General features: G+C 41.0%; 16 protein-coding genes and 1 riboswitch. Of the genes, 3 read left to right on the forward strand and 13 right to left on the reverse strand.

What is annotated here, in order from left to right; translation table 11 throughout:
* Window positions 1–170: 170 nt before the first annotated feature.
* The 10 genes from V7L95_RS03320 to V7L95_RS03365 form a co-directional block, all read right to left on the reverse strand.
* Entirely contained in the window at window positions 171–1,562 is a 1,392-nt protein-coding gene (locus V7L95_RS03320; protein WP_046527685.1) for a glycoside hydrolase family 28 protein, read from the reverse strand.
* Window positions 1,563–1,582: 20 nt separating this feature from the next.
* Window positions 1,583–3,076 carry an altronate dehydratase family protein gene (locus V7L95_RS03325; RefSeq protein ID WP_046344460.1) on the reverse strand — a complete coding sequence of 498 codons (1,494 nt, stop codon included), beginning with the start codon at window positions 3,074–3,076 and terminating at the stop codon, window positions 1,583–1,585.
* Window positions 3,073–4,524 carry a tagaturonate reductase gene (locus V7L95_RS03330; RefSeq protein WP_046344462.1) on the reverse strand — a complete coding sequence of 484 codons (1,452 nt, stop codon included), beginning with the start codon at window positions 4,522–4,524 and terminating at the stop codon, window positions 3,073–3,075. The genes V7L95_RS03325 and V7L95_RS03330 overlap by 4 nt, the downstream gene beginning before the upstream one ends.
* A gap of 58 nt (window positions 4,525–4,582) precedes the next feature.
* Window positions 4,583–5,593, reverse strand: a complete 1,011-nt coding sequence (locus tag V7L95_RS03335; protein WP_017359253.1) for a LacI family DNA-binding transcriptional regulator — start codon at window positions 5,591–5,593, stop codon at window positions 4,583–4,585.
* 67 nt (window positions 5,594–5,660) lie between these two features.
* Window positions 5,661–7,097: a glucuronate isomerase gene (gene uxaC, locus V7L95_RS03340; protein WP_017359252.1), complete on the reverse strand. Its 1,437-nt coding sequence runs from the start codon at window positions 7,095–7,097 to the stop codon at window positions 5,661–5,663.
* A gap of 136 nt (window positions 7,098–7,233) precedes the next feature.
* Window positions 7,234–8,988, reverse strand: coding sequence for a HAMP domain-containing sensor histidine kinase (locus V7L95_RS03345; RefSeq protein WP_017359251.1), 1,755 nt, complete (start codon window positions 8,986–8,988; stop codon window positions 7,234–7,236).
* 3 nt (window positions 8,989–8,991) lie between these two features.
* Entirely contained in the window at window positions 8,992–9,714 is a 723-nt protein-coding gene (locus tag V7L95_RS03350; RefSeq protein ID WP_017359250.1) for a response regulator transcription factor, read from the reverse strand.
* A gap of 178 nt (window positions 9,715–9,892) precedes the next feature.
* Window positions 9,893–10,708, reverse strand: coding sequence for an ABC transporter ATP-binding protein (locus tag V7L95_RS03355; RefSeq protein ID WP_017368048.1), 816 nt, complete (start codon window positions 10,706–10,708; stop codon window positions 9,893–9,895).
* Window positions 10,709–10,729: 21 nt separating this feature from the next.
* Window positions 10,730–11,752: an iron ABC transporter permease gene (locus V7L95_RS03360; RefSeq protein WP_007500263.1), complete on the reverse strand. Its 1,023-nt coding sequence runs from the start codon at window positions 11,750–11,752 to the stop codon at window positions 10,730–10,732.
* Window positions 11,753–12,805 (reverse strand): iron ABC transporter permease, encoded by a 1,053-nt coding sequence (locus tag V7L95_RS03365; protein WP_340967986.1) that lies wholly within the window; start codon window positions 12,803–12,805, stop codon window positions 11,753–11,755.
* A gap of 259 nt (window positions 12,806–13,064) precedes the next feature.
* Here V7L95_RS03365 and V7L95_RS03370 point away from each other — a divergent pair, with 259 nt between their 5' ends.
* Complete coding sequence (locus V7L95_RS03370; RefSeq protein WP_148779703.1) at window positions 13,065–14,003, forward strand: ABC transporter substrate-binding protein; 939 nt, start codon at window positions 13,065–13,067, stop codon at window positions 14,001–14,003.
* Window positions 14,004–14,040: 37 nt separating this feature from the next.
* Here the strand turns inward: V7L95_RS03370 and V7L95_RS03375 are convergent, their stop codons facing one another.
* The 3 genes from V7L95_RS03375 to V7L95_RS03385 all read right to left on the reverse strand — a co-directional run bounded on the left by V7L95_RS03375 (window position 14,041) and on the right by V7L95_RS03385 (window position 16,598).
* Window positions 14,041–15,450 carry an amino acid permease gene (locus V7L95_RS03375; protein WP_057079086.1) on the reverse strand — a complete coding sequence of 470 codons (1,410 nt, stop codon included), beginning with the start codon at window positions 15,448–15,450 and terminating at the stop codon, window positions 14,041–14,043.
* Window positions 15,451–15,642: 192 nt separating this feature from the next.
* Window positions 15,643–15,821, reverse strand: a riboswitch (Lysine riboswitch).
* 122 nt (window positions 15,822–15,943) lie between these two features.
* On the reverse strand, window positions 15,944–16,087 hold the full coding sequence (gene sspJ / locus V7L95_RS03380; RefSeq protein ID WP_008347117.1) for a small acid-soluble spore protein SspJ: 144 nt from the start codon (window positions 16,085–16,087) through the stop codon (window positions 15,944–15,946).
* Window positions 16,088–16,169: 82 nt separating this feature from the next.
* A complete protein-coding gene (locus V7L95_RS03385; protein WP_007500254.1) occupies window positions 16,170–16,598 on the reverse strand; it encodes a MarR family transcriptional regulator in 429 nt (142 codons plus the stop codon).
* Window positions 16,599–16,769: 171 nt separating this feature from the next.
* Here V7L95_RS03385 and V7L95_RS03390 point away from each other — a divergent pair, with 171 nt between their 5' ends.
* Window positions 16,770–17,261, forward strand: coding sequence for a metal-dependent hydrolase (locus V7L95_RS03390; RefSeq protein ID WP_008347118.1), 492 nt, complete (start codon window positions 16,770–16,772; stop codon window positions 17,259–17,261).
* A gap of 123 nt (window positions 17,262–17,384) precedes the next feature.
* A complete protein-coding gene (locus tag V7L95_RS03395; protein ID WP_236810075.1) occupies window positions 17,385–19,235 on the forward strand; it encodes an LTA synthase family protein in 1,851 nt (616 codons plus the stop codon).
* The last annotated feature ends 24 nt before the right edge of the window (window positions 19,236–19,259 follow it).

Genomic DNA, 19,259 nt, shown 5'->3' on the forward strand with positions numbered 1-19,259 from the left:
CAATAAACCCCCTGCTTTATGTACTGCTTGACGTCATCTCTTTCGTCAATTCTTTTCTAATTTCGGGAATATTATACTACAGAGCAGATAGGTTGTATATGTGACGGCTAATACGTTTTTTTGCCCTTATAAAAGAAAAACAGCCTTTGACGTGGCTGTTTTCACTTCCGCTATTGGTTCATATGTTCACCATTAATGACAACTTTCTGAAATGAAGGAGATACTGCATGTTCTAATGAAAGAGGGTACGTGACATCGTCAATGACACAGTCTTTCATTTTAAAGTGTGTGACCGGGGAATGTGAGTATGCGGCGATCTTGACACCATATCGCCCTCCGCTGCTTTTTAGCCCTTCTACTTCAATATGACGGACTACAGGCCTATGCGGACCGGCATCCCCTTCCTCATACATCATGTCGATACAGACCACCTCATGCTTTAAGCTTTTCACTAGATTGTTTTTAAAATAGATGTGTTCAATGGTACCGCCCCTGACAGAGTTGGTCTTAATGCGCAATGCCCTGTCGAGGTTCGGACTGTCCATGACATTATCCTCTGCATATACATACTTGACGCCTCCAGAGATTTCACTCCCGATCGTTACTCCGCCATGACCATCACGCATCGTATTTCTACGAATGACGATGTTTTCAGATGGAACACCGATTCTCCGGCCGTCCTCATTTCTGCCCGATTTAATGGCAATACAATCATCGCCATTATCAAAATAACAATCTTCAATGAGCACATGTCGGCACGACTCTGGATTCACACCATCTGTATTTGGGCCATGACCGATGATATTCACACCGCGGACGATGACGTTTTCACTTAACACCGGATGGACTTGCCACATCGGTGAATCCTTTACGGTTACTCCTTCAATGAGAATGTTTTGGCAATTGTATGGCTGGATAAAGCTTGATCTTAAATAATGTCCTTCACCAAACACTCTTTCTTCCACTGGTATTCTTTTTTCAGCCATTTCAAAAAGAAGCTGACGATCCCGATCTTGAGAGGGTTGACCATTTGTTCCATACTTCCAAGGCCACCAGTGGTGTTCATCCCCTCTCCCGTCCAGCGTGCCTGCTCCTGTAATCGCGATGTTTTCTGCATGATGGGCATAAATAAGTGGTGAATAATTATAAAGCTCAATTCCTTCATATCTTGTTAGAACAAGCGGGAGATAATCACGTGTATCTTGGCTGAAGCTCACATAGGCGTTTTCATGAAGATGAAGCTCTACATTGCTTTTCAATTCTAGAGCGCCTGTCAAAAATGTCCCTTCAGGAATCAGCACACGCCCTCCTTTCAAACGATGTGCATCATCAATGGCAGACTGAATAGCATTTGTCGAAAGCTCTATCCCTTTGTTATCTGCACCATAATGAATGACATTGAATTCACGATCTGGGAACTTTGGCGCTTTTATCTGCTTTAACACATGATCTATGCCATTTGTTTCTTTGTCTTTTTTCCCTTGCTTTGCTAAACGTGCGATTCCAATTCCTGTTAGTACTGTTCCTGCTGTCACATACATCAAATTCCGTTTTTTAGACATTTCCTTATCCCCCAGACGCCTTAAAGTGTCACACCTGTTTTAAAAATAGCCAACTCTCTAAAATTGTTTTTTTCATGATTTAACAGCTTTCCACTCGCCACATCAATCACCGTGGCAATGAACTTCTCTAGCACCACATCTTCTGATACATCCTCAAGCAATTCCCCCGCATTAAAGTCAATCCAATGTTTTTTTGTTTCATATAACGCAGTATTGGTCGATACCTTCATCGTTGGAACAAATGTGCCAAACGGTGTGCCTCTGCCTGTTGTAAAGAGGACGAGCTGACAGCCAGACGCTGCGAGAGCAGATGAAGCAACCAAATCATTCCCAGGCGCACTTAATAAATTCAATCCTTTTCGTTTTAGCAGCTCCCCGTATGTTAAAACATCCTTTATAACGGAAGTACCCGCTTTTTGTGTGCAGCCGAGAGATTTATCTTCTAATGTCGAAATTCCTCCTGCTTTATTTCCCGGGGAAGGATTTTCATATACTGGCTGTCGATGATCCATAAAGTATTGTTTAAAATCATTGATCATCTGCACAATATTGTCGAATGTCGCTTTTGATTCCGCTCTCTCCATTAAGATCGTTTCAGCCCCGAACATTTCCGGTACTTCTGTTAAGACGGTGGTCCCTCCTTGAGCCACAATAAAATCGGACAGTCTGCCTAAAAGTGGATTTGCGGTAATACCTGAAAACCCATCTGAACCTCCGCATTTCAAGCCAATTTTCAGCTCAGATAACGGAATGTCTTCACGCTGATCTTCTTTCGCTGCGTCATAAATTTCCTTGAGCAAAGCGACACCCGTCTCAATCTCATCCCCTACTTCTTGGCTTCTTAAAAATTTCACCCTCGTCTTGTCATACTCCCCTAATGTAGCTTTAAAATCCTCAATGTCATTGTTTTCACAGCCAAGACCTAGAACGAGAACCCCTCCAGCATTTGGGTGCTTTACGGCATTTTGAAGAATGGTTTTTGTGTTTTCATGATCATCCCCAAGCTGTGAGCATCCATAATTGTGCTTTAATACTAACGCCGTTTCAAAAGGATGGATGCTTCCCCCCATGTCAGCAGTAAATATTTGAATGATTTGATCGGCAATGCCATTGACACACCCAACTGTTGGGACAATCCAAAGCTCATTTCGTATACCACTTGCGCCATTTTTTCGTTTATACCCTTTGAATGTCAGATTCGTTTTTTCATAGGGGTTTTCTGTTAAAGAAGGTCGGTATTCGTAATCGAGCTTACCTGATAGATTCGTTTTGATATTGTGCGTATGCACCCATTCTCCAGCAGAAATCTTAGTGGCTGCATGACCAATGGGGTAGCCATATTTGATGATATTCTCTTTTTCTTTGATCTCAGCCAATGCAAATTTATGACCTTTAGCAACGGTTTCTTTTAAAATGATTGTATGACCTTGGTGCTGAAGCTCTTCGCCTTGCTCAAGCACTTTTAAAGCGATACCAACATTATCTGAAGGATGAATCACAACAAAGTCTCTCATGCCTTCTCCCCCTGACTTTCATATTGAAGAATTTGGTGAACAGCAGCTCTCATGCCATTTTCATGTATGAAGGTGAGCTGCTCGGCTACTGCATCCTTCAGCCCTGCGATCTTCGTCAAATCCATCCCCCATAAAACTTCGTTTGAAAGAAGTCGATCGACCATTGATTCATAGGAATGGTCCACTTCCTCCCATGCTTCCTTCATGAATGTCATCACAGACTCATCATCCTTTATTTGATCTGCATGGACTTGATAAAAATAAATCAAACTGCTCAGTGAGAACATAAGTTTCGTAGGCAACTGTTTTTTTAGCTCTATATAATCTAGAAGAGACGGGAGAATACGCGCCCGAAATTTCGATACACCATTTAAGGCAATATCAAGTAATTGATGTTTGACAAAAGGGTTGCAGAATCGATCCCAAACGGATTGTGTATAAAGCAGCAGCTCTTCTTCAGGAAGTGGCAAACCTGGCAGCACTTCCTCCTCAAGCATGCGGCGAATGAACACACCAACATGCTCATCATCCACCGCTTTTTTGACAGTATCCAAGCCACATGAATATGCAATCGGCACCATCGCTGTATGCGCACCGTTTAAAATGCGAACCTTGCTCATACGATAGGGAGCGATATCTTCCACAAAAAGTACGTTTAACCCTGCTTCTTGAAAAGGAAGCTCTTTTTGAACAAACGCAGGTGCTTCAATGACAAACAGGTGATAATATTCTGCTGTGACAAGCAATTCATCGATATACCCCTCTTCTTTTTGAACAGTCTCCGCTGCTTCCTGAGAAAATCCTGGGACAATCCGATCAACTAACGTATTACAGAACGTGTTGGCTTCCTTGACCCAAGCCACAAAATCAGGCGGAAGATTCCACTCAGCTGCCATTGTGATCACATATTCTCTTAATCGATCACCGTTTTGTTCAATCAATTCACAAGGTAAAATGATCAAGCCCTTTTTCTCATCTCCAGAAAAAGCTTTGAAGCGGTGATACAAGAAGGCTGTCAGCTTTCCTGGAAAACTTACTTGCGGCCGATCTTCTAATCGGTCCTCTTTTCTTAACACAAGTCCTGCCTCTGTTGTATTAGAAAAGACAAAGCGCACATTAGGACTTTCCGCTACATGTAAAAAGGCTTCATAATCTGTATATGTGCTGATTCCCCTGCTGATGGATTGAATGACGATCCGTTCGTTCATTTCTTTTTGGTCATGAAATCCTTGAATACATAAAGTGTACAAACCATCTTGTTCATTTAGAGCGGTCACTGATCCTTTTCGAGGAGGAACGACCACTGCTCTTCCTTTAAAATCTGTACAGTCGTTTAGCTTCTGGATCTGCCAATTCATAAATCCCCGCATAAAGTTTCCTTCGCCAATTTGTAGAATGGTTTCAGGATATTCAGCCACTGGGTACACATCTTTGGATAATCGTCTCAAACGCTTTTCCTCCCCGCATTGTTTGCACACGTGAACATTTTCATTTAAAAGATGCTGATTACTGCACCTTTTTTACTGAATCTCTAATCATCAGCTCTGTGTGGACATACACTTTTTCCAGATGATCGTCTTCTTGCTTTTCACCGTTGATGACTGAAAGGATCGCTTCTGCTCCAAGCGCACACATTTTTTCAATTGGCTTTTTGACTGTTGTGAGGGCAGGCGTTGTATAAGATGAAAATGAAATATCATCAAAACCGATAATAGAGAGATCATCAGGACACCTTTTACCTTTTGCAAACAATGCATTCATCGCACCAATCGCCATGTCATCGTTTGAGCAAAAAAGGGCAGTTGGCGGATCATCAAGAGTGAGTAAGGCTTCCATTGATTCATAGCCGCTCTTCATATGATAGTCGCCTGTGATCATGTATTCCTTCTTCATGGGTACATGATGGTCAATGAGTGCTTGCAAAAAACCAGCTTTTCTTTCCTGTGTGGATTTAAACCCTTCTTTCCCTTCAATAATGGCAATTTGTTTATGCCCCTGCTGAATGAAATAGTGTGCAGCTTGGTATGCCCCTTCACCATCATCCGCTAATATATTCATCACTTGATTACTTTCTACACGGCGATTCAGTACAATAATGGGAATGCCCTGTTTTTTCACATGATGGATAAACGCTTCATCATGCTCGCTTTGGCTCATAAGCAAAATACCATCATACCGCTGTTTATGAATGGTTGTGTAATCGTGAAAATCGTCAATTCCTCTTACAACCAAATGATAGTTTTCTGTTATTACACTGTTGACGCCTTTTAATGCATCAACAAAGAAACTTGAGGATGTGCCTTCTGTTAAACTCGTAAAAAACAGACCAATTGTAAATGATTTTTGCGAGACAAGGCCTCTGGCATGGACATTCGGTGAGTAATTCAGCTGTTTTGCAATCGACAAGATGTTTTGTTTTGTTTTCTCTTTAATAAAAGGACTGTTATTCAAAGCCCTTGATACTGTGGTATGAGAAACGTTTGCCAATTTTGCTATATCTTTGATTGTGACTGTCATGCTATTCCGCCTTTTATGATTTTTTATCATCTTATCATAAAAACGCTTTCATATTCTTGCTTTTTGTTCATATCATCTTGCTTTTATGCGAAAGCTCATTTGCCCGTTCAAATTGAAAATACTGCTTTGCATTTTCATAGCTGATTCCTTTTACCATTCCCCCTAGCAAATTGAGATCATTAGGCGCTTCACCTTTTTCCACCCAATCTCCAATGATGTCACATAACAGTCTACGAAAATATTCATGTCTTGTGTAAGACAGGAAGCTTCGTGAATCTGTCAGCATCCCAATAAATCGGCTGATCAGTCCGATACTGGAAAGTGCCATCATCTGCTCTGTCATTCCCTGCTTTGTATCATTAAACCACCAGGCTGTTCCATGCTGCATTTTCCCAGGAGTCTTTCCATCTTGAAAACTTCCAGCTATCGTTGAAATCACCACATTGTCCCTTGGATTCAAGGAATAGAGGATGGTTTTTGGCAATGCATGTGCTTGTTCTAACCGATCTAATACGCGGCAAAGAGGTTTTGCAATGTCTTCATCATTCATTGCATCATATCCGGTATCTGGTCCAAGCCGCTCAAACATTTTCGAGTTGTTGTTTCTGAGCGCATTGATATGAAGCTGCATCGCCCATCCCCGCTGAGCATATGCCTGACCTAGTTCAATGAATGTGTGTGTTTTAAATTGAACCTTCTCCTTTTCCGTCAATGGATGTCCAGACATTCTTTTATGAAAAATGATCGTAGCTTCTTCTTCCGTCGTGTCTTCGTACGTCATTTCATTGATGGCATGATCTGAAATCAAACAGCCCTGTTCATGAAAGAAATCGATTCGCATATGAAGTGCTTTTATGAAGTCTTGATAGGATTCGATCTTGATAGATGAAACCTCCGCTAGCTGATGAACATACTCGATAAACAAGTCATTTGTGATATCTAATGCCTTATCTGGCCGAAACCCTGGCAGTACTTGCACAGAAAAGCCTTCTTCCCGCAGTTGTTGGTGATAAATCAACGAATCAACCGGATCGTCTGTCGTCACAACCGTTTCAACATTTGATTTCACAATGAAATCTCTCGCACCAAATCCATCTCCTTGCAACTTTTCATTTACTTTTTTCCAGATGATGTCTGCGCTTTCTTCATTCAAAAGTTCTTCAACATCAAAATATCGTCTTAGCTCTAGATGGGTCCAGTGATAGAGAGGATTTCCAATCGTCATCGGAACAGTTTTCGCCCATGCTAAAAATTTCTCATCATCTGAGGCATCCCCTGTGATATGTGTTTCAGGTATCCCATTTGCTCTCATGGCGCGCCATTTGTAATGATCCCCGTAAAGCCATGCTTCGGTTATATTTCGGAACGTTTTATTTTCATAGATTTCTTTTGGACTTAAATGACAATGGTAATCAATAATCGGAAGGTTCTTTGCAAACTCATGGTATAGCTTTTCCGCCGTTTGACTGTTTAATAAAAACTGCTCATCTAAAAAGGCTTTCATCAAACTCCCCCATCTCTTATAATGATGAAAATCAATTTGTTCACGTTAACAATTTTATTGTAATCGTTTACAAAATTGATTTCAATCCTAAAACAAGAAAAAACGATCTCCTTTAGAAAAGAAAATCGTTTTTTGGTTATTTTACAGAGGGTGTTTTCTTTAGGATAATCGCAATAGTTGTTCCTTGACCTAATTCACTTTCTACTTGAATATCGCCATCGTGTAGCAAGACAAGCTCTTTTGCAATCGCCAGTCCTAATCCTGTTCCATTTGTTGGATCATTCGTATTTGTCCCTCTATAGTAACGATTAAATAAATGATCCACCGTTTCTTGCGCCATTCCGCGTCCGTTATCTTTCATTTCGATCCGAACTTCATCATTTGTTTCAGATAGAACAGCTTGAATAAGAGTACCTTTCTGGTTATGCTTCACTGCGTTCGCCAGCAGGTTCTCAATGACTCGTCTAAACCAGGCTTTATCGATCTCAAACATGACACCCTCTGTTTGATCTTCAAAGGATGATAAATAATCTTCTGAAAGCGTGCTTCTTGAAAACTCGTCCATAATGGAGGCTAAAAATTCACCAAGCTCAACAGGTTTTCGATTAATAGGCAATGCACCATTTTTCAATCGATACGTGAGGTTTAAATCCTCAATCAAGGTCGACATGTATTCTGATTTCTCACGAATGACTTGTCCCATTTCCATGACTTCTTCCTTGGACCATTGGTATTGATCTGATTCTAGCATTAATCCATAGCCGTAAATCGTGCTAAGAGGCGTTTTTAGATCATGAGACAGCCCTGCGATCCATTCTTCCCTTGTGGTTTGAATTTTTCTTCGGTTTGCTTCATTCTCTTTTAACGTATTGGTGAGCTGATCCATTGTTTTGAGGATATCCTCAAACAGCCGGTACTCCCGCTTAATACGGCCCTTTTTATTTTTACTTACTGGAATACCTTTTCTATTTGTTGGCTCCTGCAACTTATTTCTTGATAAGAAAATCAGCCAGCGGATAATGTGATAGATCGGTAGCCCATAGCGATACGAGTACCATAATGTCATAACGATAATAATCGTAAGCGCAAGACCTGCAATCAAAAGCGTTGTATATTGGTTTAAAGCCTCTGTCTCTTTATCATAAAGCTCGTCTGGGCTGTATACTTTGTTTGGCACCGAAACAATCATATACAAATCCTTATTCACTTTGATATACGACAGGTCACTTCTAAACTCCCAAGGCTTTGATTGATACTTGAGCAGTTCAACATCCGTTACGTTATTTTTCAAATTATTTTTGGCTCGGATACCTTTTAAGTATTTTCCTTCTTCATTAAACAGATGCACCGATCCATTCATTCTTTTCAAAAATTCTTTTGTTTCAACCGAATATTGAGACAATGCAGCCAGGTTTTTTTCATGCTGCTTGAGATAATTGGCTACCTTTGTGCTGTTCGTTTTAAATCCATATAAGACGATAAAGCTTTCTTGATCAATCTCAATTGGCCAGAAGTACATCTTGTAATCTTTAAATTGTCTTTTTTCAAAGATCTTGATCATTTCATCCTTTTGATAGGATGTTGGAATGTTTTTAGGGAGTTGATAGCTATAGACGTTGCGTTTTTTGGAATCAATCACTTGTAGCCAGCCATCACGTTTTTCCACTGCTTGTTTGAGCTGATCATCGGCTTCCATTTTTCCATCCTCGTTAAAATAAAGCCAGCTCATGAGTGTATCTCCATCTGCCTTCGTTAAACCAGTTTCAGTCATATTCTCATAGCGCTTTTGAAAATAAAGATTTTCAGAGAATGTTTGCCCGATCGTTAGAATGACGATGACAATAAACATTTGTCCGACAAAGTGAAAGAAAAGTTTTGTTCGTAAATTCATAAACTATTGAAGAACCTTCACAGGTTGCGGAATGAACTTATAGCCCATACCACGGATCGTCACAATATATTCAGGCTGGCTTGGATCTAACTCTATTTTTTCTCTCAGCTTTCGGATATGAACCATGACGGTGTTGTTGTCACCATATGACGGAACACCCCATACTTTCTCATAGATTTGATCTTTTGAAAGTACCACATTCGGATGGTCACAAAAATACTTCAGCAAGGACAAAAGCTGAGCTGAGCAAGCTGTCACCTTTCCCCTTACTTTCAACTCGGCTGCATGAGGATGGTACGAGAAATGAGCATATTCATATTGACTGTGCGCTTCTTCCTGCTCCTCCTGTAAGGAGATATAAGTTCGGTTTAAGTGCGCCTTAATTCTAGCTACTAGCTCTAACGGATTAAATGGCTTTGTGATGTAATCGTCTGCACCTTGTGCAAATCCAGTCAATTTGTCTACATCAGACGTTCTTGCTGTTAAATAGAAAATCGGTGCCTTCGTCATTTTCCTGATGTCAGGCAGAACATCAAAGCCTGACTTACCGGGCATCATCACATCTAGAAGTAAGAGGTGGATGTCCTCGTTTTTGACAATATCTAATGCTTCATCTGCATGATAGGCTTTATAAATATGTTGAAACCCTTCTTTTTTTAATACGCGTTCAACCATTTTTACAATTGCTTCTTCGTCATCTGCAATCAATATTTTTGCTGTTTCCACGCATCTCTTTCCTTTCTAGCTATGATCTCTAACCGTATATTACCATTGTCCAAAGTAAAAAAGTACCTCTTTTCTGCATAAAAGCGAAAAAAGATCAACTGGAGAAAATGGCATCACAAGGTAATATCAAAAAATGCAAAAAAACCCGGTCATACATACCGAGTTTTTTGTCCATCTATTATCCGTTCACAGCTTCAAGCTTTCTTTCATGATTCATTAAGTCATATGTTAAACAGATTGGCTTATTCGTTCTCGGATCAAGAACAATTTCTGCATCGATGTGGAACACCTGACTGAGCACCTCTTTTGTCATGACCTCATGAGGCGTACCATCTTTAATGACTTTCCCTTGATTGAGGGCAATCATGTAATGTGAAAAGCGTGCAGCATGATTCAGATCATGAATCACCATCAGCACCGTTCTGCCCTGCTCTCTGTTTAAGCGTTCTAATAGCTGAAGGATCTCCAGCTGATGAGCAAGATCTAAATACGTCGTTGGTTCATCTAATAAAAGCAGCTCTGTTTCCTGAGCGAGTGCCATCGCAATCCATACCCGCTGACGCTGTCCACCGGAGAGTGCTTCAATTGGCCGGTCATGAAATGCAATCATTCCCGTCTCCTCAAGTGCCCATCTGATGATTCGTTTGTCCTCATTTGATAAACGGCCAAATCCATTTTGATGCGGGAAACGTCCATATGACACAAGCTCATAAACTGTCAGACCACTTGGTGCTTCAGGCGTCTGCGGTAAGATGGCCATTTGTTTTGAAATTTCTTTTGTTGGTGTTTGATGGATCGCCTGGCCATTTAAATAAACAGCACCTTGATGGGACTTCATAATACGAGACATTGTTTTTAAAATCGTTGACTTCCCGCACCCATTCGGCCCAATTAATGTGGTCACCTTGCCTTTTGGGATGCTGATATTTAAATCGTCTACAATCAAACGGTCATGATAGCCAATACAAAGCTTTTCTGTTTCAAGTGATTTCATCTGTTGTACTCTCCTTCCTCATTAGTTCGTTTTCATCAATAAGTAAATGAAGTAAGGTGCGCCTAAAGCAGAAACGACAAGTCCAACGGGCACCTCTGATGGAGCAAGTATGACACGCCCAAGTGTATCTGCAAGTAATAACAGCAGTGCACCAATCATAGCGGACGCCGGTATCATTCCTTGATGTTTCGGCCCAACTAGCTTTCTTGCGAGGTGTGGTGCCGCTAACCCTAGGAACGATATACTCCCTGCAACAGCGACACTTGCACCGGCTAATGCAACTGCAATCAGCATGAGAAAACTTCTTTCTTTATGAACTGAAATCCCTAAGCCATAAGATATCTGATCACCCAAATTCATGATATTTAAGTAGCGTGCCCTCACCATCGCTAATACAAGAAAAATCAGCATCCATGGCACGACTGATAAGACATATGTCCAGCTTGAGCCCCAAATACTTCCTGACAGCCACACAATGGCTTGGTTAAAATCATTTGGGCTCATCTTTAATTGAATGACTACAATTGCTGCCGAAAATGCAGCATTGATCCCAATACCAGTTAAAATCAATCGAACAGGCGTAATGCCCTTTTTCCACGCTAGCACATAAATGAGAAATGCAGCAAAGGCTGCCCCTGCGAAAGCGAAAAGCGGCAGTACAAATATCGTAAAATCACCTAAGTTCGACATCGAGCCCTGAAAGGCAAAGATAAATAAAACAACCGCAAAACCTGCACCCGCATTTACACCTAGAATGCCGGGATCAGCTAAACCATTTTGAGAAACACCTTGCCAAATGGCACCTGATACAGCGATAGAAGCGCCAACAAGTAAAGCGATGACCATCCTTGGTAGTCTGAACTCGAATAATACAAGCTCATCCATTTCACTTCCGAGTCCAAAAAATGTTTTGAATGTATCCATCGGAGAAATCCTTATCTCTCCGGTATTTAAACTAATCAGGAACACAGCCACGATGGCTAAAAAGATCATGACCATCGTTCGTTTGTATTTCTTTTTCTTTGCCTGCTGCACCATTTCCATTTAAATTCCGCTCCTTTCACGTCTCGCTAAATATAAGAAGAAAGGAACGCCTATAATGGCTGTAATGGCACCAACTGGCGTTTCAAACGGCGCATTGACAAGCCTTGCCGCAATGTCTGCATAAATGAGCAAAATAGCCCCTAAAATAGCTGAGCAAGGGATAATCCAGCGATAGTCAACGCCGACCAAGAAACGCGTAACATGAGGAATCACAAGCCCGATAAAGCCAATAGAACCTGCAACTGACACGGCTGCACCTGTTAAAAGGATCACGATCAATATGCCAAGTACCTTGACTGTTCGTGTATATTGTCCAAGCCCTTTTGCTAATTCATCACCTAAGCTTAAAACCGTGATGGAGCGGGCAAGAATCATTGCGATGATCAGTCCTACAGCCGCAACAGGAATGATGATCTTAATATTGCTCCAATTCACACCAGCCACACCGCCTGCGTACCAAAAACTCATATCTTGCGCGACGTCAAATCGAATGGCAATCGCTGAGGAAATTGAGCTTAAAAGTGCGCCAACAGCCGTACCGGCTAATGCGAGCTTCACAGGAGTAAGCCCCCCTTTTGAAAGGGTTCCAACCCCAAATACAATAGAGGCGCCAAGTGCTGCACCCAAAAATGACCAAAGAATTAATGTAAAAGAAGATTGGCCTGGGAAAAAAGCAAACGCAATGGCAATCGCAAATGCAGAGCCATTTGTCACACCCATGATTTCAGGAGACGCAAGCGCATTTCTTGTCATGCCTTGCATGATGGCACCCGATACTGCTAAAAAGGCACCGACAAGTGCGGCACCAACTGTACGCGGTAGCCTTAGTTCCCTAATGATTTGATGTGAGGTTTGTTGTGAATCAAAATGAAAGACGGCTTCCCATACCGTGTGTAAATGAATGTTTGCCGCTCCTAGCGATACTGATAAAAAAAGACCAAATGCTAAAGCAATGATTCCTATGATGACAACAGCTGCTGTACCAAAAGGCTTTGTCACAATATCTATCGCATCATCTTTAGCTGACAGCTGTTTATTCGATTGTGAGCCCAAAACCAGTCTCTTCCTTTCCGTTCATATCTATTCGTTATTAGTGATAATGATTATCAATCTCGGAGTCTAGTATATCACTTTCTTCACGTTTTGAAATCCTTGTTCTGATAAATTTCTTTATTTTCATCAAAAAACCGGGAGAATTTCACCATTTTCATTTCGGTTCTAAAATAGCCGATGCATTTTTTCTTCCATCATGATAAGATATAATTGCAAATGAGAATCATTATCATAAACAATTGAATAGGAGCGAACTTTAGTGAAAAAACGAACTGGACTTCTTTTGATTTCCCTCATTACCCTTATGATTTTTACTGCTGCTTGCGGCAGCACTTCCAATAAAGAATCGGGAGCCAAAAAAAATGACACGATCACCTATCAAGATGTAAAGGGTGAAGTGAAACTGCCTCAAAACCCAAAACGTATTGTGCTTCTGGCGGAAAGCTATTACGGGGATCTCGTCACACTCGGCAAAACCCCAATTGCTGCTACTGCGCCCATCTTTAAAAACCCTTTCTATAAAGGAAAAACAGATGGAGTGAAAAATATTGGAAAATCACCCTCTGTTGAGAAAGTAGCCTCTTTGAAGCCGGATATGATCATTGCTTGGGGAGAAGATGAGAAATTTGATCAATACAAAAAAATTGCCCCTACAGTTGCCATTCAATACAATCAATATTCGTTTAAAGACCAGCTAAAAGAATTCGGTAAAATGACAGGCACATCAAAAAAAGCAACGGATTGGATCACACAATGGGATGCCAAAATTGCTGAAGTGAAACCAAAAGTAACAAAAGCTGTAGGAAACAAAACCGTTTCGATCGTATCACCATTCGATAAGGGCATTTACATTTTCGGTAACACTTTTGCACGCGGTGGTGAAATCATTTATGACGAGCTGAAATTAAAAGCTCCGAAGGCCGCCCAAAAAGAAGCCATCGACAGTGGTGTCGGTTATGCAAACATTTCTCTTGAAAAGCTTCCAGAATTTGCAGGTGATTATATTTTCACAAGCCCATGGAGCGGTTCAAAAAGTAATGGCGATCAAGTGTATAAAAGCAGCATCTGGGCATCACTTCCTGCTGTCCAAAACAAACGCGTATTTGAAACAGATACAGTCGGTTACTTCTTTAATGACCCTGTGTCACTAGAAGGTCAGCTCGAATTTATTGTGGATCGATTAACATCTGACTCATAAAAAAATACGTTTCTCCAATGCTGGAGAAACGTATTTCTTATACTGTACCTTTGGCAAATTTTTTGGACATGAATGGGTAGAGTAAAATGCCAACTAAGAACAATCCAATACCAAGACCAAATGTTTTGAAATCAGCTGTGCCTGAAATAATGACCCAAGCGGAATACCCTATGGCCACAAGCGCAATGATCCCGTCTCTTGTCCGGTTTCCTTTTTGGAGCTCATATGTGTCACCTTGCATGATGACCTTAAAGCTGTAGATCGACGACACGATATACGGAATGAGATACGCAAGTGTCGCTGATGTTGTTAAGAAAGTAAAAGCTTCATTAATCGTACGTGACATGACTGAGAAAATAAACAGCTGTGACATGATATTTGTGACAGTCAAAGCAAAAACAGGACTGCCTTTTTTGTTTGTTTTTGCAAACACTGCTGGGAAATCGCCAGCCTTTGCTGCTTGATAAGGGACTTCAGAACCAAGCAAAATCCAGCCAAGCATCGAACCAAATAAACAAATGATCGCAAGAAGTGCCATGACAATGCCGCCAGCCGGTCCGATAATGAGCTGAAGCACGTCTACGAATGGTTTATCAGAACCTTGCAATTGATCATGCGGCAGAACGCCCATTGTAATCAAGGTAATAATCATATAAATAGACAGTGCAATTAAAAGTCCTGTAATCGTCGCACGTTTGACATCACGCTGCGAGGAAGCTCTTCCTGATAAAATGACAGCAGATTCGATGCCGATAAATGCCCATAGTGTGGAAATGGCTGCATGATGAATTTGGCCTCCAAGTCCGAGCACTCCTTCACCACTTGCTGCTTCAACAGGGAAGTAATAATGTTCAAATAATGCTGTTTGGAATGCAAATAAGCCTGCGACAATAAAAAGGACGAATCCAAGCACCTTTGAAAAGGTCGTAATAAAGTTCAACTTACTTGCTGCGCTTAAGCTTGTAATTAAAATCGTATGAGTCCCCCATAGAAGGATTGTACATACGATAAACGTTGTGAGCTGACCAAGTGTGATCGCTTCTTTTCCAAAAGTAAAGATCTCCGTTTTCACGGTTAAAATTGGGAAAAAGGTTGTTAAATAACCAGCTAGGCTTGTGATAATGGCGACATTACTAATCCAGCTTGCCACCCAATATCCCCAAACCATTGTAAAACCGGCTGCTTTTCCTTTTTTCGGATCTTTAAAAAGCGCTCTTGCATAGCTTTGTGGTCCAGCTGTCAGCTGCGGTTTATGAATGGACAAATGTCCAAACACAAAGGCAATCATCAGTACGCCGCCACCTGTGACAAGCCATGCCATCGTCACACCTAAAGGACTTGCATGCTGGGCAAGTGTACTAGGCAGCATAAAGATGCCTGAACCTACCATATTTCCGACGACAAAAGCCGTCAATAACCAAAAACCCCATTTTTTTGTCTGTTCCATTTTCGTACCTCCGTTATATTCACTTTGGACCAGACCCGGCAGTATCTTCATTGATATATTTGTGAAGCAATGACTTGCATTCTTTATGTTCATGTTGGGTCACTTTCTTACCAGCATACCCTTTTCTTAGGCAATCAGAACATAAAAAAAAGCCTGAACAAAAGTCCATGCTTTTCAAAACATACACCTTGATCTCCGGATAGCCCTCCACGCTTCAAAGACGTGGCAGTCCTGCATTTGTTCAATGCAGACCCAGCATAAAGAAAGTTGGAGCTCTCTCTACACTTCGGCGCTGATGCCTTTTTTCTCATGATCAACGATTCCATCTCTCCCATGAGTGACTCATCATCCGCGCAACCTCTACCTCACTGAGACATAGCGTGAGGATTTCTATTCATTTTTACTACACGAAGATTATCAAACATTCTCATATCTGTCAAAGGGAAAAACATAGAAAAAAGGCAGAGAAATGATTCTCCGCCTTTCTGTCAGCTTATTGATGGTTGTTTTTCTTCTTTTGGACAGCTTCCTGAAGCGGATCGCCTGCTAGTTCTTTACTTGCTTCTTCTAACAGCTGATCTACCTGCTGATGGTCTTTCTCGCTTTTCGCCTTTTTATCCTTTTGGAAAAATGACATCGCTATTTCCCCCCTTTTCTTAAAATGCCTTTGCCTGTTTAATTTGTGCTACAGCGCTCAGCATTATACAAAGAGGAGCGGTTCATTCATCGTGAAAGGTCTGTCTCATTTTTTGCAAATACGTTAGAAAGGTTTTTAAGTCTTCCTCTGTGAAGTCTGACATCATATGCTGAATTACCTTTCCAAAAAGACGTGTATGCTTTTCGTAAATAGCCAGCCCTTTTTCCGTGGCTTCTAGCCGGACAAGGGAATGATCGTCCTTGTCCCTTTCTCTCTGAATGTAGCCTTGCTCACATAATTTATTGAGGGCAATAGAAGCGGCACCTGGGTTGAGAGAGAGTCTTTGTTTGAGCTCTTCAGCATGTGATACTTTTCCTTGTATCAATATAGAAAGAGCATATATCTGTGGAGGCGTGATGTCTTTTTCTAACTCAAGTAACTTGCGGTTTAATTTACGGCTGACTTCATAATGTACAAGAACAATTTCTTTTAAAATGTCTGCATTACTCATCCGAATCGCATCCTTATCGTTAGTGTCAACATGACTTCCTTCTTATTATAGAATGTTTTTCCAAACAACCAACTATTTTATCCCATTTTTCTTTAGAAATAAGCCTTGCTGAATGGATTCACCCTTGATATAGTGAGTACTTGAACAAAAAACAGAACAGGAGTACGCATCATGACAGGAAAAACACATATTATGGGCGGAATTGCCGCCTCCACAGCCGTCGCCTATTATTACGGATTCGAACCAGTGACGATGGCTGCTGCAGGATCAGTAGGTGCCCTCATCCCAGATCTATGTCATACGAAAAGCAAAATCGGCAGGAAATTCCCGCTCCTTTCCACACTGATCAGTAGTGTGTTCGGGCACCGCACCTTTACACATAGTTTATTATTTCTGCTGATCATTTATTTTATTGCGACAACATACATTCCAAATGACAGCCTCAGTACCGGGTTACTAGTTGGGATGGCAAGCCACCTCATCCTTGATGCAGGCACAGTGAACGGTATTAAATTTTTGTTCCCTGCAACCATGAAAGTACGTCTCCCCTTTTATGTCAAAACAGGCAGCACAGGAGAACAAGTCGTACTAGCTGCTCTGACCATTGTCACCTGCTATTACATGGCTGTCATTTGCGGAATATCCATCCCATTGCCGTTTTAGAAAAAGAAAAAAGAGTTTTGCAAAAAAGCAGGATATGAATTGATCATTCCTCATTTTTTTAGTAGTTTTAAGATAAGTGTTTTTGCCTTGCAGCTGAATACAGAATGGTGAGGAGTTACATAAATGAAAGCGTTTTTCAAAAATCACTGGTTTTTAGTGTACTCCATCCTCTTTATGTGGATGAAAACATACATCATTTATCAATTCGGATTTCATATACGAACGGCCAATCTGTTTCACGAGTGGCTGCTTTTGATTAATCCACTTAGCTTTTTGCTCCCTTTGTTTGGGATTGCTCTTTTCTTAAATGAAACGAAACAAAAGGTCTTTTTATTGACCACAAATTTTATTTTGACAGCCATTTTGATATCGAATACCATCTTTTACGGTTTTTATATTGATTTCATTACCATTCCTGTCTTATTTCAAGCAAAGAACATGGGAGATATGGGCAGCAGTATGACTGAATTGTTTCATCCGCTATTTATACTCATGCTGATTGATTTTGTGGTGCTGGCATGGCTCTTAAAACGGAAACCGTTATCACCAAAAGCGTCTTTTAAGACGATCAAAACATACTATGTGGTTTGCTGCAGTTTTCTATTGTTCCATGTCAGCTCAGCCATGATGGATCACCCTCGATTTTTGACAAGCTCATATGATCGAGAAGTCATTGTACGCAACCTTGGGCTGTTTCAATTCCATTTGTATGACGGTGCCGCTCAAACAGCACGTATTGGACAAAAAGCCTTTGCTGACGAAGATACACTTTCAACAGTGGCAAACTACACAAAAGCTGATTACAGTGCACCGAATGAAGACTATTTTGGACTTGCTAAAGGCAAAAATGTCGTGTTCATTTCACTTGAATCAACACAGCAATTTGTCATGAATCAAAAGGTGAATGGACAATACATCACCCCATTTTTAAATCAACTTGCCAAAAAAAGCTTCTATTTCGATGAATTTTATCAGCAGACAGAGCAAGGCAAAACGTCGGACTCAGAGTTTATCGTCGCAAACTCCCTCTATCCATCTAGCAGTGGCGCTGTCTTTTTCACAGCGAGTGACAACGAATATGACACACTGTACAAGCAATTGAAAAAAGAGAATTATCAATCCGTCCAATTTCATGCGAATAATAAAACGTTCTGGAATCGTGATGTGATGTATGAATCTCTTGGGATTGACCGCTTTTATGATGTCGATTCATTTGATGTCAATGAACAGAATTCGACTGGCTGGGGCTTAAAAGATATCGACTTTTTTGACCAATCCATTGATTATTTAAAAAAGCTGAAGGCGCCTTATTACAGCACGTTTATTACCTTAACCAATCACTTCCCATTTGAAATTGATCCAAAGGATCAGTTCATTGATGAATATGATTCGACTAGCACCATTTTAAACCGCTATGTGACCACCGTCCGCTATCAAGATGAAGCCATCAAAAGGTTCTTTGAACGAATGAAAGAAGAAGGACTATATGAAAATACAATGTTTGTCCTGATGGGAGACCACTATGGCATTTCAGAAGCACATCATGAGGCAATGGCAGAGCTGCTGAAGCAGGATGAAATCACACCGTTTGATGCGGTTAAACTGCAGCGGGTCCCTTTTTTGATTTACATTCCTGGGGTGACAGACGAGGCCCCTCAAACCATTTCTGAAACAGCCGGTCAAATGGATGTCAAACCGACACTTCTTCATTTACTCGGCATTGAATCAAAAGATGCCATTCAATTTGGAAATGACCTTTTCTCCAATGAGCGTACACCGTTCGCTGTGCTGAGAAATGGAAACTTTATTACAGATGATTATCTTTATACAAAGAACACGTGCTATGATCAAAAAACAAAACAGCCTGTTGAACAAGACGAAGTATGTCAGCCTTATATAGAAAAAGCCAATAAAGAGCTGTCTCTATCAGATAAAGTAATCAACGGGAACTTACTACGTTTTTATCAGCACTAAAAGCTGCCCTCTGGCGGCTTTTTC

This window comes from Bacillus sp. PPSBB_11, from assembly GCF_038023285.1.
GTDB lineage: Bacteria > Bacillota > Bacilli > Bacillales > Bacillaceae > Bacillus > Bacillus altitudinis.